The sequence below is a fragment of the Luteibacter sp. genome, from assembly GCF_035539195.1.
GTDB lineage: Bacteria > Pseudomonadota > Gammaproteobacteria > Xanthomonadales > Rhodanobacteraceae > Luteibacter.
In genome coordinates, this window is record NZ_DATLIW010000030.1 from 220,734 (window position 1) to 237,284 (window position 16,551).

The 16,551-nt window shown below is 65.9% G+C and carries 13 protein-coding genes; 10 read left to right on the forward strand and 3 right to left on the reverse strand.

The window, feature by feature from the left end; translation table 11 throughout:
• Window positions 1-5 precede the first annotated feature (5 nt).
• From VM621_RS10860 to VM621_RS10880, 5 genes are all read left to right on the forward strand, one after another.
• The gene (locus VM621_RS10860) at window positions 6-1,184 is read left to right on the forward strand and encodes a methyl-accepting chemotaxis protein (protein WP_325468971.1); all 1,179 of its coding nucleotides are present in this window, start codon (window positions 6-8) and stop codon (window positions 1,182-1,184) included.
• 11 nt (window positions 1,185-1,195) lie between these two features.
• Window positions 1,196-1,501 (forward strand): STAS domain-containing protein, encoded by a 306-nt coding sequence (locus VM621_RS10865; RefSeq protein ID WP_325468972.1) that lies wholly within the window; start codon window positions 1,196-1,198, stop codon window positions 1,499-1,501.
• A 513-nt stretch (window positions 1,502-2,014) separates the two neighbouring features.
• Complete coding sequence (locus VM621_RS10870; RefSeq protein ID WP_325468973.1) at window positions 2,015-3,526, forward strand: collagen-like triple helix repeat-containing protein; 1,512 nt, start codon at window positions 2,015-2,017, stop codon at window positions 3,524-3,526.
• Window positions 3,527-3,606: 80 nt separating this feature from the next.
• The gene (locus VM621_RS10875) at window positions 3,607-5,274 is read left to right on the forward strand and encodes a ShlB/FhaC/HecB family hemolysin secretion/activation protein (protein WP_325468974.1); all 1,668 of its coding nucleotides are present in this window, start codon (window positions 3,607-3,609) and stop codon (window positions 5,272-5,274) included.
• Between the two features lie 51 nt (window positions 5,275-5,325).
• On the forward strand, window positions 5,326-6,462 hold the full coding sequence (locus VM621_RS10880; RefSeq protein WP_325468975.1) for a catalase family protein: 1,137 nt from the start codon (window positions 5,326-5,328) through the stop codon (window positions 6,460-6,462).
• A 7-nt stretch (window positions 6,463-6,469) separates the two neighbouring features.
• Here VM621_RS10880 and phbB read toward each other — a convergent pair whose 3' ends face one another.
• On the reverse strand, window positions 6,470-7,210 hold the full coding sequence (gene phbB, locus VM621_RS10885) for an acetoacetyl-CoA reductase (protein ID WP_325469156.1): 741 nt from the start codon (window positions 7,208-7,210) through the stop codon (window positions 6,470-6,472).
• A gap of 60 nt (window positions 7,211-7,270) precedes the next feature.
• Window positions 7,271-8,143: a tRNA glutamyl-Q(34) synthetase GluQRS gene (gene gluQRS / locus VM621_RS10890; RefSeq protein WP_325468976.1), complete on the reverse strand. Its 873-nt coding sequence runs from the start codon at window positions 8,141-8,143 to the stop codon at window positions 7,271-7,273.
• A gap of 206 nt (window positions 8,144-8,349) precedes the next feature.
• Here gluQRS and htpX point away from each other — a divergent pair, with 206 nt between their 5' ends.
• The 5 genes from htpX to VM621_RS10915 all read left to right on the forward strand — a co-directional run bounded on the left by htpX (window position 8,350) and on the right by VM621_RS10915 (window position 13,639).
• The gene (gene htpX, locus VM621_RS10895; protein ID WP_325468977.1) at window positions 8,350-9,240 is read left to right on the forward strand and encodes a protease HtpX; all 891 of its coding nucleotides are present in this window, start codon (window positions 8,350-8,352) and stop codon (window positions 9,238-9,240) included.
• Between the two features lie 193 nt (window positions 9,241-9,433).
• Window positions 9,434-11,299, forward strand: a complete 1,866-nt coding sequence (htpG, locus tag VM621_RS10900) for a molecular chaperone HtpG (RefSeq protein WP_325468978.1) — start codon at window positions 9,434-9,436, stop codon at window positions 11,297-11,299.
• 233 nt (window positions 11,300-11,532) lie between these two features.
• The gene (locus tag VM621_RS10905) at window positions 11,533-12,438 is read left to right on the forward strand and encodes an AEC family transporter (RefSeq protein ID WP_325468979.1); all 906 of its coding nucleotides are present in this window, start codon (window positions 11,533-11,535) and stop codon (window positions 12,436-12,438) included.
• Window positions 12,439-12,446: 8 nt separating this feature from the next.
• Window positions 12,447-12,845, forward strand: coding sequence for an RNA-binding S4 domain-containing protein (locus VM621_RS10910; protein ID WP_325468980.1), 399 nt, complete (start codon window positions 12,447-12,449; stop codon window positions 12,843-12,845).
• A 125-nt stretch (window positions 12,846-12,970) separates the two neighbouring features.
• Window positions 12,971-13,639 carry a hypothetical protein gene (locus VM621_RS10915; RefSeq protein WP_325468981.1) on the forward strand — a complete coding sequence of 223 codons (669 nt, stop codon included), beginning with the start codon at window positions 12,971-12,973 and terminating at the stop codon, window positions 13,637-13,639.
• A gap of 109 nt (window positions 13,640-13,748) precedes the next feature.
• Here VM621_RS10915 and mutS read toward each other — a convergent pair whose 3' ends face one another.
• Window positions 13,749-16,334, reverse strand: coding sequence for a DNA mismatch repair protein MutS (mutS, locus tag VM621_RS10920; protein WP_325468982.1), 2,586 nt, complete (start codon window positions 16,332-16,334; stop codon window positions 13,749-13,751).
• Window positions 16,335-16,551 lie beyond the last annotated feature (217 nt).

Here is a 16,551-nt window from a genome sequence, read left to right on the forward strand (position 1 = left end):
TCATCATGCTCATTCCCAAGAACGAACGAAGCATCGGCTTTGCCGCCAGTGCTATCGCCCTGGTCCTCGTGCTGGTGTTCCACTCGGCCTGGGTCGCCCCGGTCGTCGTGGCACTCCTGACTGCGACCTGGATCGCGATCAGCCTGCGTCCGGCCGCGCTGCCGGACGTCGAGGTGGTGTTGCATTCGCCGTCCTCGGACGAAACCTCGGTGCGCGAGGCGATGGAAGATGTACGCAGCGCCATCGTCGACGAACTCGGCCATGCCAGCCGCGAACTGCATCAGGCACTCGACCTGCTGCGTGATGCCGTTGCCGAACTCGGCGGCGGTTTCAACGGCTTGTCGCACAAGACCGGCAAGCAGCAGAAGCTGCTCAGCGAGATCATCGAGAGCGGTGGCAACGGTATCTCGGTACAGGACTTCGCTTCGCGTACCGCCGGTCTGCTCGAGCACTTCGTCGGCCTCATCGTGCAGCTTTCGCGTGAGAGCCTGCGCATCGTCTACCGCATCGACGGCATGGCGAAGGAAATGGATGCCGTCTTCGCGCTGCTGAAGAACGTCAACACGATTGCCGAAGAGACCAACCTGTTGGCCCTCAACGCTGCGATCGAAGCCGCACGCGCCGGCGAATCCGGCCGCGGCTTCGCCGTGGTGGCCGGTGAAATTCGCAACCTCGCGCAGCACAGCAACCAGTTCAACGAAAAGATCGGCACCCACGTCGAGCGTTCGCGCACGGCGATGGAGCAACTGCGTGAGCTGGTCGGCCACATGGCCTCGCAGGATATGAACGTCGCGCTCTCGGCCAAGGGCGACATCGACCGCATGATGTCCACCATCACCGAGTCCAATGCGCGCACCAGCGCCGCTGCCGACGAAGCGGCCTCGATCAACCGTGGTCTCGGCAACGACGTCTCCACCACGATCCGCTCGCTGCAGTTCGAAGACATCCTCAGCCAGCTGTTGCACCAGACGCGTTCGCGCCTGGTCGAGCTGCAGGAGATCACGGCCGACTGCACGCGCGACATCGAAGAACTCGCCTGCGCTCCGGCCGATCCGGCCGAGCTCGGTGCCCGCGCCCAGCGTGTCCGTTCGCGCCTGGCCGAGCAGCGTGAGCGTGCCCGCCTGCGTTCGCGTGGCCCCGCCCTCCAGCAGTCCATGGCTGCCGGCGACATCGACCTGTTCTAAGGGAAGCCACCATGTCCATCAACGTCCACAACGACACCGAGCACGGCTGCCTGACCCTTCACCTGGGCGAGCGCTTCGACTTCTCCATCCACCGCGCCTTCCACGACGCTTGCCTGGGCGACGTCGCCGCGGCGCGCAGCTACGTGCTCGACCTGGAACAGGTCACCGGCATGGACAGCTCCGCCCTGGGCATGCTCATGCTCCTGCGCGAGCACGCCGGCGGCGACCGCGCCGAGATCCGCATCGTCAACGCCAGCGCCGACCTGCGCAATACCTTGCGCATCGCCGGCTTCGACAAGCTGTTTACCGTGCACTGATTGTTCGCCGGGCCCTGGGGGCAGAGGCGCTGCGATGCTTGTTAAGAACGCTCCGGATTCCCGGGGCGTTTTTTTTCGCCTGCGCTTTGTGTGGGAGCCGCTTTATTTGTGGGAGCCGATTCATCTGTGGGAGCCGATTCATTTGTGGGAGCCGATTCATCGGCGATGGGAGGGTGCCTCAACCTGGCTATCGCCGCTGAAGCGGCTCCCACAGGGTGAAGGGGGTTCCACAAGATGAAGGGGGCCACAGGGTGAAGCAGCCCCCACAGGATGAAGCGGCTCCCGTAGAACGTTTTTATCACTTCGCTCGATCCAAGCGAGTGAGCGCTCGGCCGTCATTAACAGATGGCCGAATTTGCTTTACGTATTCCTACCTAACGGCCAATTTTGCGTACCGATACGAAGTTCGCGGCGTTTTGATGGATCCACGGCTGTGACGCGGGTCACATTCGATGTATCGCTCCCACAGGCAGGGGGCACTACCCAGAACGCGGTGCGTTCGAGGAGTGAGTCGTGAGCGAACTCAAGTTCAGCAAAGTCTTTACCCGTACGCTTCTGGTCAGCTGCATCCTGGCGGCGTCCGTGTCGATCACGGCCTGCAGCGGACACGGTTCGACCCGATCCGGGGGCGGTTCCTCGGGTACGGTCAATCCGGGTGGCGCAGGCGGGGCCAGCGGCGGTTCCGGCACGGGCGGCAGCGATAGCGGTGGCACCGGCGGCACCGGCGGTACCGATGGCGGTGGCACCGGCGGTGGCACGGGCGGTACCGATGGCGGTGGCACGGGCGGCACGGGCGGTGGTGGCACAGGTGGCACCGGCGGCGGAACGGGTGGCGGCACCGGCGGTGGTGGAACCGGCGGTGGCGGAACCGGCGGTGGCGGAACCGGCGGTGGTGGAACCGGTGGTGGCGGAACCGGCGGCGGCACCGGCACGGCTTCGGCAAGCAACGCTGTGGGCGCGATCGCGACCGGCGCTGGCAATATCGTTTCCTCCCTGGGTGGAACCGTCTCCGGTATCGGCGCCCAGCTTCCCTCGGTCACCGCGCTCGGCGGCACCGCGGGCTTGACCAACTCCCTCGGCAGTACCGTAGGCGACCTCGGCAGCGCCGTCTCGGCGCTCGGCAACGGCGTCACCAACGGCCTTGGCCAGACCGGCAATATCGCCAACCCGGTAGGGGTCACCACGGGCAGTCTGGATAACGTCGTCGTCGACACCGGTAGCGCCGTACAGGATCTCGGTGCGGGCCTGGGCACGGTCGGTGCGAATACGCCGATCACGCCGATCACGGCGGTGGTCTCGGACGTGGTTCAGACGGCGGGCGGCGGGGTGAAGACACTCGGCACGCAGCTCGGTGGCGCCCTGGGTTCGCCACAGGCGAACGTGCTGACACAGACGCTCAGCAACGTCGTGACGCCATTGGCCAGCTCGCTCGGCAGCAGTGCCTCGCCGGTCGCGTCGAGCAACCTGGTGGCCGCAACGGGCGTGGCCGCAGGCGGCGTCACCGGAGGCCTTGGTGCAGGCGTGACCTCGCTGGGCAACAGCGTGGCCGCAACGCAGGCACCCGGCGCGCTTGGCGGGCTCTCGCAGCCTGTGGGCAGCGCGCTGGTGAACACCGGTTCCACGCTCGGTGCGCTCAGCACCACGCTGGACACCGGCCTGGGCAAGGCCGGTTCGCCCGGTGCCACGCCGATCACGACGACGCTTGGCGGCGCTGTCAACACGGTGGCCAGTGTGGCGCCTGTCGTCGGCTCGGTCGGTACCGGTGGCCTCAGTGGTCTCTCCCCGGTAACCAATGCGGTGGCGACCACGGTGACCAACGTGAGCGCCGGCGTGGGCAATGTCGTCAGCAGTCCGGCTATCGCGCCGGTGACGACCACGCTCAACACCGTCGTCAATAACGTCGCCACGGCGACGGGCCTCACGTCGACCACCGGTACGGGCAGCAGCACTGGCGCCGGGGCGGACCCGGTGAGCAGCCTGCTCGGTCGGCTGAAGGATCTCGGTAAGGGCAATCACGGCCTGTAATCGTGATCGGCGCGGGCGGTGACCGACACCGCCCGCGCTTCGTTGTTCGTCACATAAGTCATCGTTCTTAGGGGGTATCGATGAATCGATGGCTCGGCTGCCTGTTAGGCATGACCGTCGTGTGTTCCACCCAGGCGCAAGTACGTGCGCCGGCCAATCCACTCCAGACCCTGCCGAGGACGGAGACGCCGAAAGAGGCGCCTTCGGTCACGGTAAACGTACAGGCGCCGAACCAGGCACTGGAGGCGCTTCTCGCCAGTCACCTTACGCCGACGCGTTTCGAGGTCGTTGGCGTGCGCTCCCTTCCGTTCGCCGATGTCGCCGCCTTGTTCGCACCGATGCGCGGCAAGGATACGAGCGTCCGCCAGCTCGTCGCTGCCGCCGACAGCGTCACTGCGATGTACAAGAAGAAGGGTTATGCGCTGTCGTTCGCCTTCATTCCCAGCCAGACCTTCGCCGATGGCGTGGTTCGGGTCACTGTCGTCGAGGGCTATGTTTCCGGTCTGACCGTGCACGGCGATCCGGGCAATCTCGAAGGGCGCATTCGCGCCATGGCGGCGCACATCGTCGACGAGCGTCCGTTGCGGCAGGCGACCTTCGAGCGCTACACCCAGCTACTGGGCCAACTCCCGGGTACCAAGGTTGCTGCGAATGTGCCGCCACCGACGACGACGGACGGCGCGACGACGCTCGATCTCACGATCACCCGGCAGCGTTACGACGCCAGCTACGGCATGGACCTCAATCACCCGGGTGCGCAAGGTGTTTTCACCGCGCTGGAAAACGGCGCCACCCCACTGGGCGAACAATTCAGCGTCTCCACGCTGTTTCCCAATGGCGGCGGGCAGCGTCTCTACTCCGCGGCATGGGTGGAACCGATCGGGTCGCGAGGCTGGCAAGGGCGCATCGATGGCAGCCATTACTGGGGTAGTCCCGATACCGACAACGAGTTGCCTTCGTATCTCGATCATCGCCTCTCGCAGGAGCGTCTCGCGCTGACGGCCATCTATCCCCTGGTGCTAACCAACAGCAAGCGGCTGAACCTGACGATGGGCGTCTACGCGTCGACGCAGGACGACCGTTACCGCAACACGACCACGGGCGCGATGATTTCACTGCGGTCGAGCGTGCGCGTGCTCAATGCGGAACTGTCCTGGCTGAAATCCGCCGAGAAACGCACGGAGCAGTTCAGTTTCGCGGTGGCGCACGGTTTCGACGGCTTCGGTGCCAGTTCGCGCGCGACGACCAACCTGGGCGGCCCGCTGGCGGTCGCGATGCCGGATGTGGCGTTCACCCGTTACACCATGAACCTTGCCTGGTCGGAACAGTGGGCACACAAGATTGGCACGGTCGTGCGTGCGACCGGTCAGTACAGCGACAACGCCTTGCCGTCGACCGAGCAGATCAACTTCGGCGGTCCGAGCTTTGCCTATGCGTACGATCCGGGCGACGCGGCCGGCGACAGTGGCTGGGCGGCGTCGCTCGAGGTCAACCGGGGGTTTGTTTCGGGAACGCGATGGATCAAGTCGATCGTTCCCTATGTGGCTTATCAGACCGCCCGCGTCTACCTCAACGGCGGGCGCCCGCTGATCGACAAGCTCGACTCGGCGGCCATCGGTGTGCGCCTTTCGGACAACAAGCACTACACCGTGGATTTCGCGCTGGCCCAGCCCACCGGCGACAAGCCCCCGGAAAGCCATAACCGGAGCGTTCGCTGGAACCTGACGTTCAGCTACAAGCTGATGTAAGTCCCCGGCGGGAGCGGGGACGGACATCGCCTTCACGAGCCCGGCCGCACGATGAAGCGTCATCCGGACGCCGAGATCGCCATGCCCCTCTCCCTGAACCCGCCGCCGATTCGCTTCGACGAATCCCTCGAGCACGTCGAGCCCGATGAGGCCGAGACGGCCGAGCAGCTGATCGAAACCCTCACCGGCATCAACCAGACCACCCTCGAGCACGAAAAGCACGCCTATCGTTCGGTGCATGCGAAGAGCCATGCGCTGCTTACCGGCGAGATGATCGTCCCCGACGACCTCCCGCGCGAACTCGCGCAGGGGATCTTCGCCAGGGCAGGGCGCTACGGTGTGGTCATGCGCCTGTCGACGGTGCCTGGCGACATTCTCGACGACAGCGTTTCCACGCCACGCGGCATGGCCGTGAAGATCTTCGGTGTCGACGGCGATCGCTTGCCGGGCAGCGAAGGCGAGGCGACGCAGGATTTCGTGCTGGTCAACGGGCCGGCCTTCTCCGCGCCGACCGCGAAGAAGTTCCTCGGCACGCTGAAGCTGGTGGCTGCGACCACCGATCGCGCGGAAGGCGCGAAGAAGGCCTTGTCGGCGGTGCTACGTGGCACCGAACGCATCGTCGAAGCCTTCGGCGGGAAGAGCTCGACCTTGCTTGCGCTCGGCGGTCAGCCGGAGACGAATCCGCTCGGCGACAGCTACTACAGCCAGGCACCGCTGCGTTTCGGCGAGTACGTGGTGAAGGTATCGATCGCGCCGCGCTCGCCGAACCTTACGGCGCTCACGGACGCCGAGCTCAACGTCAACGGCAAGCCGAACGGTCTGCGCGACGCGATGATCGAACACTTCGCCAGCGAGGGTGGCGAGTGGGACCTTCGCGTGCAGTTCTGCACGGACCTGGAAACCATGCCGATCGAGGATGCGTCGGTACCCTGGCCGGAAGAAAAGAGTCCCTACATCGACGTGGCGCGCATCGTCATACCGCCGCAGGCGGCCTGGAACGAAGCGCGCCGCGCCGCCATCGACGATGGCCTGGCCTTCAGTCCGTGGCATGGCGTCATGGCACACCGGCCGCTGGGCTCGGTGATGCGTGCGCGGCGCCTGGCATACAAGGTGATGGCGAAGTTCCGCGCCCATCACAACGACGTGGCGATCCACGAGCCGGCGTCGGTCGACGACCTCCGGCTCTGAGGCGACCTTACCAGCCCATGTAGTGGCCGCCGTTGATAGCGAGGTTCGAGCCGGTGATCCAGCTCGAGTCCTCGCTGGTCAGGAAAGCGACGGCGTGCGCGATCTCTTCGGGACGACCCAGCCGTCCCACCGGAATCTGCGCGATGATCTTCTGGCGGATGTCGTCGGGGACCGCCATCACCAGATCGGTGCCGACGTAGCCCGGCGACACCGTGTTGACGGTGATGCCGAAGCGGGCGTTTTCCTGGGCCAGCGAGATGGTGAAGCCATGCATGCCGGCCTTCGCCGCCGCGTAGTTGGCCTGGCCGTACTGGCCCTTCTGGCCGTTGATCGAGCTGATCTGCACGATCCGGCCCCATTGGCGCGAGCGCATGCCTTCGATCACCGGACGGGTGACGTTGAAGACGGCATTGAGATTGGTATTGACCACGTCCGTCCACTGCTGGAAGTCCATCTTGTGGAAGGTCGTGTCGCGCGTGATGCCGGCGTTGTTGATCAGGATTTCGATGGGGCCGGCGAGATCCTCGATATTGCGCACCATGGTGGCGGCGGAGACCGGATCGGCCACGTCGCCCGGGACCATGACGACGTCGATGCCGTCGCGGATCATGTCTTCGCGCCAGGCGGCCGCCTTGGCTTCGTCGCGGTAGTTGGTGGCGACCCGATGACCCTGGCGCGCAAGGTAGCGCACGATCGCCGTACCGATGCCGCCCGTGCCGCCGGTCACCAGTGCCGTACGTTGCGTAATGCCTTGACTCATCCTCGCCCGTTTCCCATAGAGGCCCGCTGCGCCGCGGGCAAACGATTGTTATAGCGCCCCACCGGGCCCAAGACTACTGCGGCGGAGCGACGCAGGCTTGAATTCGTTCAGCGCGGCGCGCAGCAGGGCGCGTGGGGTGTCGGCGCCCGTTGGGGTGCCCAGACCGAGGCGCTCGAGCGCCAGCCGGAGGGCGGGCAGCGGATCGGCTGGGTCCACGGGCAGGGCAGCGGCCGACTTGGAGAGCTTTCGGCCGTTCGAATCCAGCACCAGTGGCAGATGCAGGTAGCCGGGCCTGGGCAGGTCGAGCAGGCGTTGCAGGTAGATCTGCCGGGCCGTCGATTCGAGCAGGTCGGCACCGCGAACCACGTGCGTGATGCGTTGTTCGCCGTCGTCGACCACGCAAGCCAATTGGTAGGCCCAGAGGCCTTCGACCCGACGAAGCACGAAATCGCCGGCCACCTCCAGCAGGTTCTCGGACTGCGGGCCCTGGAGGTCGTCCTGCCAGTGGATGGTTTCGTCGGGCGAACGGAGCCGCCAGGCCGGCGGCCGGTCCGCGTCCGGCGCGGCGACGCACTGGCCGTGGCGATGCATGCCACCGTGGACGGCCAGATCGGCCCGGCTGCACCAGCAGGCGAAGACATGGCCATCCGCCTTGAGTCGTTCGAAGGCCGCTGCGTAGGCGTCGCCGCGAGCGGACTGATACAGCACCGGGCCGTCCGGCGACAGGCCAAAGGCGTCGAGCGTGGCGAGGATCGCAGCCGCCGCGCCGGGAACCTCTCGCGGTGGGTCGATGTCTTCGATGCGGACCACCCATTCGCCACCTGCATGGCGAGCGACCAGCCAGCTGCCCACCGCGGCGACCAAGGAACCGAAGTGGAGGGCGCCGGTTGGCGACGGGGCGAACCGGCCGCGATAGCTCATAGGGTGTAACCGAACACGAGTTGAGACGTTTCTCACAACGCGATGGGCGCGAGGGCAACAGTGTAGGCGATGCCGTCGCTCGCGAAAGCGCGCCAGGCCGCCATCCCATGAACGGCGCGGGTTGCGGGGATTGAATCATTCGGCGTTCGCCCCGAAAACTCCGCATACGGCGGCGCCATACGCCAGCCGCCTTGAGAGAGAAAGACATGTTCAAACGTATCGGCCTTTTCATCGCGACCAACCTCGCGGTCATCCTCCTCCTCAGCATCGTCTGTCGCGTGCTGGGTATCGACCAATGGGCGGCACAGCGCGGCATGGGCCTGTCCGGGCTGATCGTCTTCGCCTCCGTCTTCGGCATGGGCGGCGCCTTCATCTCGCTGGCCATCTCCAAGTGGATGGCCAAGATGACCACCGGCGCCAAGGTGATCACCCAGCCGGCCAACGAAACCGAACGCTGGCTGGTCGAGACCGTGCGTCGTCATGCGGAGAAGGCCGGCATCGGCATGCCCGAGGTGGCTGTTTACGACGCCCCGGAAATGAACGCCTTCGCGACCGGCATGACGCGTAACAACGCGCTCGTGGCGGTGAGCACCGGCCTGCTCCAACAGATGGACCGGGAGCAGGTGTCGGCCGTCCTCGGCCATGAAATCGGTCACGTCGCCAACGGCGACATGGTCACTCTTACCCTGATCCAGGGCGTCCTCAATACCTTGGTGATCGTGCTGGCCCGGGTGGTCGGGCGCGTGGTCGACAGCTGGATGAGCGGCGGCCGCGAGCGCGACGGCGAGGGTGGCATCGGCTACTTCGTCGTGGTGATGGTCCTGCAGATCGTCTTCGGCCTGTTCGCCTCGATCATCGTGTCCTGGTTCTCCCGCTGGCGCGAGTTCCGTGCGGACGCGGCGGGCGCCAACCTGGCCGGCCGGGCTTCGATGATCTCGGCCCTGCAGCGCCTGTCCGCCAACCACGGCGACACCAGCCTGCCCCAGACCATCCAGGCCTTCGGCATATCCGGCCACTTGGCCACGGGCTTCAAACGCCTGTTCATGAGCCATCCGCCGATCGAAGAACGCATCGCCGCCCTCCAGGCCGCCCGATAACCCAAGCGCCCGCCCCCTAGGCCCGTAGGAGCCCTGTAGGAGCCGCTTCAGCGGCGAAAGGGTGCTTGCCGTAACCCCACCCGCTATCCCAGGATGGCCGATGCATCGCCCCCTACCCAGGGGCGCACGCCCTTTTTTCAGGGCCCAGCCGCCCCCATAATTCGAGGCTGTCCAACCCTGAAGGAACGGCGCCGTGAGCCAGGAAACACGTAAGTTCGAAGCCGAGGTCGCCCAGGTCCTGCACCTGGTCACCCATTCCCTCTACTCGCACAAGGAAATCTTCCTTCGCGAGCTCATTTCCAACGCCTCGGATGCCTGCGACAAGCTGCGCTTCGAGGCCGTGGGCAACCCCGACCTGACATCCGATGACCCGGAACTCCGGATCCAGATCACCTGGGATCCGGAAGCGCGCACCGTGAGCGTGCGCGACAACGGCATCGGCATGAGCAAGGACGAAGTCGTCGCCAATATCGGCACGATCGCCAGCTCGGGCACCCGTCGCTACCTCGAAGCCCTTTCGGGCGAGCAGAAGGCCGACGCGCGTCTGATCGGTCAGTTCGGCGTGGGCTTCTATTCCGCCTTCGTCGTCGCCGACAAGGTCACCGTCATCACCCGTCGCGCAGGCGAGCCCACCGAGGCTGGCGTGCGCTGGGAAAGCGACGGCAAGGGCGAGTACACCCTCGAGGACATGAATGTCACCGAGCGCGGCACCACCGTCGTCCTGCACCTGAAGGCCGACGAGGACGAGTTCCTGAAGTTCTGGCAGCTGCGCTCGCTGGTCACCAAGTACTCCGATCATGTCGCCTTCCCGATCCGCATGCCCGTCGAGAAGGACGGCAAGCCCGACCCGACCGAATGGCAGACGATCAACTCGGCCTCGGCCCTGTGGAGCCGTCCGAAGAGCGAGATCACGGACGAGGAATACCAGAACTTCTACAAGGCGCTCGGCCACGATTTCAACGATGCCCTGGCCTGGACGCACAACCGCGTCGAAGGCAGCCAGAGTTTCACCACGCTGCTCTACGTGCCGGAGCAGCCGCCGTTCGACCTGATGATGGGCGGCCGCGAAGAGCGCAAGGGCCTCAAGCTCTACATCAAGCGCGTCTTCATCATGGACGCCGCCGAAGAGCTCCTGCCGAACTATTTGCGCTTCGTGCGCGGCGTGGTCGATGCCGATGACCTGCCGCTCAATGTCAGCCGCGAAATCCTCCAGCAGAACCGGCAGCTCGAACGCATCAAGACCGCGTGCACCAAGCGCGTGCTCGACCTGCTCGAGAAGGTCTCGCGCGACGAGCCGGAGAAATTCGCCACCTTCCTCGCCGGCTTCGGCAATACGCTCAAGGAAGGTATCGTCGAAGACACGGCCAACCGCGATCGCATCGCCAAGCTGCTGCGCTTCGCCTCGACCAAAGGCGACGGCCCGGCGAAGACGGTGTCGTTCGACGATTACATCGGTCGCATGGGCGAAGGCCAGGACACGATCTGGTACGTCACGGCGGATAGCTACGCGGCCGCCGCCGGCAGCCCGCAGCTGGAAGCGCTGAAGGCCAAGGGTATCGAAGTGCTGTTGATGTTCGATCGCGTCGACGAGTGGATGCTTGGTTACCTCACGGAGTACGACGGCAAGCGCCTGCGCAACGTGGCCAAGGGCGAGTTCCCGCTCGACGAGGCCGACAAGGCGAAGCAGGAAGCGGCCAGTGCCGAAGCCGCTCCGCTGATCGAGCGCACGAAGGCCCTGCTCGGCGATCGCGTCGGTGACGTACGCGTCTCTGCACGCCTCACCGATTCGCCGTCATGCCTCGCACTGGCCGACTTCGACCTCGCGCCGCATCTCGCCCGGCTGCTGCGCGAAGCCGGTCAGGACGTACCGGAATCGAAGGCCGTGCTCGAACTCAATCCCGAGCACCCGCTGGTCAAGCGCCTCGCTGCGGAATCCGACGACGCGAAGGCCGGTGACATCGCCGGCCTGCTCCTGGAACAGGCCGAGATCACCGCCGGCGCCCAGTTGGCCGACCCGGCAGCCTTCGTCCAGCGCATGAACCGCGTGTTGCTCGGCTAATACAGTACCCGGCCCGGTTTCCGGGCCGGCTCTGTGTGGCCTGAGCCGGCTCTGTGTGGGAGCCGCTTCAGCGGCGAATAGCCAGCGCAGCGTCACCGCTCCGTTGGCGTTTCGCCGCTGAAGCGGCTCCCACATGGAGCCCCACATGGAGCCCCACATGTGGCCCCGCATAGAGCCCCACATGTAGCAATGCCGCTACCGACTTGCTGGACGCGCTGCTATCGTCGTCCCCCATGTCCGCACTGCTCATCCTCTTCGCCTGCCTGGCCCTCGGCATCCTTTGCCGACGCTTCGCCAGACTGCCCGACGGCATCGTCCCCGGGATCAACTGGTGGGTGCTCAACATCGCGTTGCCGTCGCTGGTGCTGGCGCTCGTGCCGCACGTGACGATCGATGTGCACCTGTGGTTTCCCGTGGTCGGCATGTACGTGACCTTCTTCGGTGCATGGGCGCTCTTCGCCACCCTCGGACGTATCTTTGCCTGGTCGGCGGCGCGCATCGGCTGCCTGACCCTCGTCTGTGGCCTCGGTAATACGTCCTTCATGGGCTATCCGATGATGGAGGCCTTGCACGGCAAAGCCGGCCTTTCCGTGGCTGTCATCGCCGACCAGCTCGGTTGCTTCCCGATGCTCGCCGCGGGCGGCATCGTGGTCGCTTCCATGTACTCGGGAAGGGGAGCGAGCGTGGCTGCGATCGTGCGTCGCGTGCTGACCTTCCCGGCGTTCGTCTCGCTGGTGGTTGGCGTGGCCGTCGGGCTGCTTGGCGGCTGGCCGGAAGCCGTGGAGAAGGTGATGCTGCAGATCGGCGCGACGCTGACGCCACTGGCGCTGTTCTCGGTCGGCCTGCAGTTCCGCCTGCACCTCCAGCGCGACCAGCTGGGTGCGCTCGTCACCGGGCTGGGTTGGAAGCTGTTGTTCGCGCCACTGGTGGTGTTCGGCATCGGCATCGCTGCCGGCATCGGCGGCCTCACGCTCACGGTCGGCGTCCTGCAGGCGGCGATGGCGCCGATGATTTCGGCGGCTATCCTCGCCGACCAGTACGACCTCGAGCCGCGCCTGGCTAACACGGTCCTCGGTGCAGGCATCCTCCTTTGCCTGGTCACCGTGCCACTGGGTAACCTGCTGCTCCCTGCAGGCTGAGGCGTGCCATGAACGAACTCCTGACGACCCCTGGCGTACGCGCCGATGTGTGGCTTTGGGCCGCGCGCTTCTTCAAGACGCGCGCGCTGGCCAAGGAAGCGATCGTCGGTGGAAAGATCGAGCTCAACGATGCCGCGTGCAAGCCGGCGAAGCCGGTGCATGTCGGCGATCGGTTGAAGATCACGCGCGGCGAGGAGCGTTTCGTCGCGGTGGTTGCGGCACTGTCCGAGAAGCGCGGGCCAGCGCCGGAAGCGCGCAAGCTCTACACCGAGACGGAAGAAAGCGTCGCGGAGCGTGAGCGGCAGCGCGAAGATCGTCGCCTGACGGGCGGCGCCTTGTTGCGGCCCGAAGGCAAGCCCGACAAGCATGCACGTCGCCTGATCCAGGACCTGAAGAAGACGCTCTGATCATGCTCGTTCCCACCGATATCGTGCCGGGGCGGCTGCTCAGTCGTCACGGGCGGACGCGTATCCATCGGCTCCTGCAGGCTGTCAACATGTTGTTCCCCTGGATCTCGATCCGGTCGAACACGGTGCTCGACCTGCACCAACACGGCGTTGTCGTGCGTCGCGCTACGCCACCAAAGAGCAGCTTCGTGCCCTTCATGGCGATGGCCGATCTCCACCTCTATCGCTCGGGCAGCCGGCTGTTCGGGCCGGCCGACGCGCTCGCGTTTCGTTGTAGTCCGGACGATGCGTGGATCGACGTGCTCGATGACCATGGCGACGCGTTCCACCTGCGCGGCGAGATCATCGGCGGTCAGCTGCGCGAGCGCGGCCCATTGGCATTGCGATCGCTCGAAGCCGGCGAGGTGCTGACGTTTCACTCCATCGCCGACGCGGATCGCCTTGCCGCGCGTGCGCCCGGTGCCATCGCGTTCGGCCGGACCACGGCACTACGCTTGAGTCGTACCGGTGTCGATGTCGACGGGCAGTGCATTGCCATCGCGGATATCGCCAAGCTCGACGAAGGTGGTCCGGACGGCTCGCTGCGGCTGTTCGATGCCTATGGCCACATGCTGTGGAGCGTGCACACGCTGTCGCTGTTCAGCGCCGACCTTTTCGTCGTCCTGATGCGCACCATGATCGAAGCGCAGCAGTACGGCCTCACACATAAAAACCGCCCCCCGGAAGTCCTCACCCGGGCTGCTGACGCGGATGAGGCGGGGGGCGTGACGGGGCGGGAAGATGGAGAGTCGTAAGCCCCGTTGCGGGTGAGCCGATGGCCCAGACCGCAGGTTCACTATAGGAAGTCGGCCCCCAGAGGGGAATTCGATTGTTCAGATCGAGCCGATAGGGTGTCTCAATGGTTCAGCGCAGCATTTTCTTCAGCTTGTAGAGCCGGTCCAGCGCGTCGCGCGGCGTGAGTTCGTCCGGATCCATGGCGCGAAGCGCCTCCTCGACGGGCGAGGGCAGCGACGGCGCGAAGAGGCCCATCTGCGGCGTCGCGGCAGGCGGCATCGCGACGGCGACCGTCACCTCGTGACCTTGCTCCAGAGCGGCCAGATAGCGGCGCGCGTCCGCGATCACCGTCTTTGGCAAGCCGGCCAGTGCGGCTACCTGCAGCCCGAAGCTCCGGTTCGCCGGGCCATCCTTCACCGTGTGCATGAAGACCAACTGGTCGCCGTACTCGACGGCGTCCAGATGGACGTTGGCGATGGTCGGGAAGTCCTGCGCCAGCTCGGTCAGTTCGAAGTAGTGGGTGGCGAACAGCGTGAAGGCGCAGCTCGTCGCCGCCAGGTGCACTGCGGCCGCCCGTGCGAGCGAGAGGCCGTCGTAGGTGCTGGTGCCGCGGCCGACTTCGTCCATCAGCACGAGGCTGCATTCGGTGGCGTTGTGCAGGATGTTCGCCGTCTCGCTCATCTCGACCATGAAGGTCGACTGGCCCCGGGAAAGGTCGTCGCCGGCGCCGATACGCGTGAAGATGCGATCGATCGGGCCAATCGTCGCGGCGGATGCCGGCACGTAGCTGCCGACATGCGCCAGCAATACGATCAGCGCGTTCTGCCGCATATAGGTGGACTTACCGCCCATGTTCGGACCGGTGATGACCAGCATGCGTCTACCCTTTTCAAGCACGAGGTCGTTCGGCTCGAACGGCTCGTCGCGCACTTTCTCGACGACGGGGTGGCGACCGCGTTCGATGCGGATGCCTTGTTCGTCGGTGAGCACGGGCGCGGCCCAGTCCAGGGTTTCGGCACGCTCGGCGAGATTCGCCAGAACGTCGAGTTCGGCCATCGCCGTGGCGGCGATCTTGAGTTCGGCGAGGCGGTCGGTGAGCTTGTCGAGCAGCAACTCGTAGAGTGCACGCTCTCGCATCAGCGAGCGCTCCTTCGCCGAGAGCACCTTGTCTTCGAACTGCTTGAGCTCTTCGGTGATGTAGCGCTCGGCGTTCTTCGTGGTCTGGCGACGCGTGTAGTGCTGCGGCGCCTTTTCGGAATGCGCCTTGGTGATCTCGATGTAGTAGCCGTGTACGCGGTTGTAGCCGACCTTCAGCGAGGGAATACCGCTGGCAGCCTTCTCGCGCTCCTCCATGTCGACCAGGAACTGATCGGCGTTGGTCGAAAGCTGGCGCAGTTCGTCGAGCTCGTCGTCGTAGCCTTCGGCCAGCACGCCGCCGTCGCGCAACAACACGGGAGGTTGGGCGATCACGGCGCGGGCGAGCAGGGCGGCGGTCTCGGCGTGGTCGCCGATGCGTTCGACGAGGCTGTGCAGGAGCGGGCTGTCGAGGCCGTCGATATCTTCGCGAAGCGCGGGCGCCGCAGCGAGACCATCGCGCAGTGTGGACAGATCGCGCGGGCGTGCCGAGCGCAATGCGACACGCGCGAGGATGCGTTCCAGATCGCCGATGCCACGCAGGCGCTCGCGCAGCGTGGCATGGCGACGTGCGTCGATCAGGCTGCCGATGGCCTGGTGACGGCCGCGCAGCACCTGACGATCGCGCAGCGGGCGGTTGAGCCAGCGACGCAGCAGGCGGGCACCCATCGGTGTCACCGTCTCGTCGAGCACGCCGAGGAGGGTGTTCTCGACGCGACCGCTCTGGTGCGTGTCGATCTCGAGGTTGCGCCGGGTGGCGGCATCCATCGCGATCGTTTCGCCCGCGTTCTCCACGGCCATGCCGGTGAGATGGGGGAGGGCGGCCTTCTGGGTCTCCTCGACATAACCGAGCAGGCAACCCGCGGCGGCTACCGCCAGCGGCATGCCGTCGACGCCGAAGCCGAGCAGGTCGCGGGTCTTGAAGAAGCGGCACAGTTCGCGCCGTGCGGCGTCGCCGTCGAAATGCCAGGGCTGGCGCTTGCGCAGGCCGGGCAGGGTCGAGACGAGTTTCGGCCAGGCGACGTCTTCGCCTACCAGGGTCTCCGCTGGCTGCAGGCGCGCGAGTTCGGCGGCGAGGCCTTCGGCGGTAGCCACTTCGGTCAGCAGGAAGCGGCCGGTGGAGAGGTCCACCCAGGCGAGGCCGTAACCCGTCGGACCCGCCGCGATGGAGAGCAGCAGGTTGTCGCGGCGCTCCTCCATCAACGCGGCGTCGGTGACCGTGCCCGGGGTGACGATGCGCACGACCTCGCGCTTCACCGGCCCCTTGGATAGGGCGGGATCGCCGATCTGCTCGCACAAGGCCACGGACTCGCCCAGCTTCACCAGCCGCGCCAGGTAGTTCTCGACCGCGTGGTACGGCACGCCCGCCATGGGAATCGGCGCGCCAGCCGACTGGCCGCGCTGCGTCAGCGTGATATCGAGCAGGCGGGCGGCCTTACGGGCATCGTCGTAGAAGAGCTCGTAGAAATCGCCCATCCGGAAAAACAGCAGGATGTCCGGATGCTCGGCCTTGGCCGTCAGGTACTGGCGCATGAAGGGCGTATGCCCGGCGCCCACCGAGGTATCTTCTGCTAAAGCCATGATTTTCCGAGGTTCAATGCCGAAGGCGCGCCACTCTGGCGCGCTGATCGCTAATGATACCGTCCTTGGGCTGGGCTGGCCGGGAGTACTCCTGTGAGAGCCGATTCATCTGTGGGAGCCGATTCATCGGCGATCGGGATTCATCTCACCATCTCCACCCCATGCAACCCCGCACGCCCCTCAGCCAAACACCAAATTGGTTTGGTCAGCGGGCCAG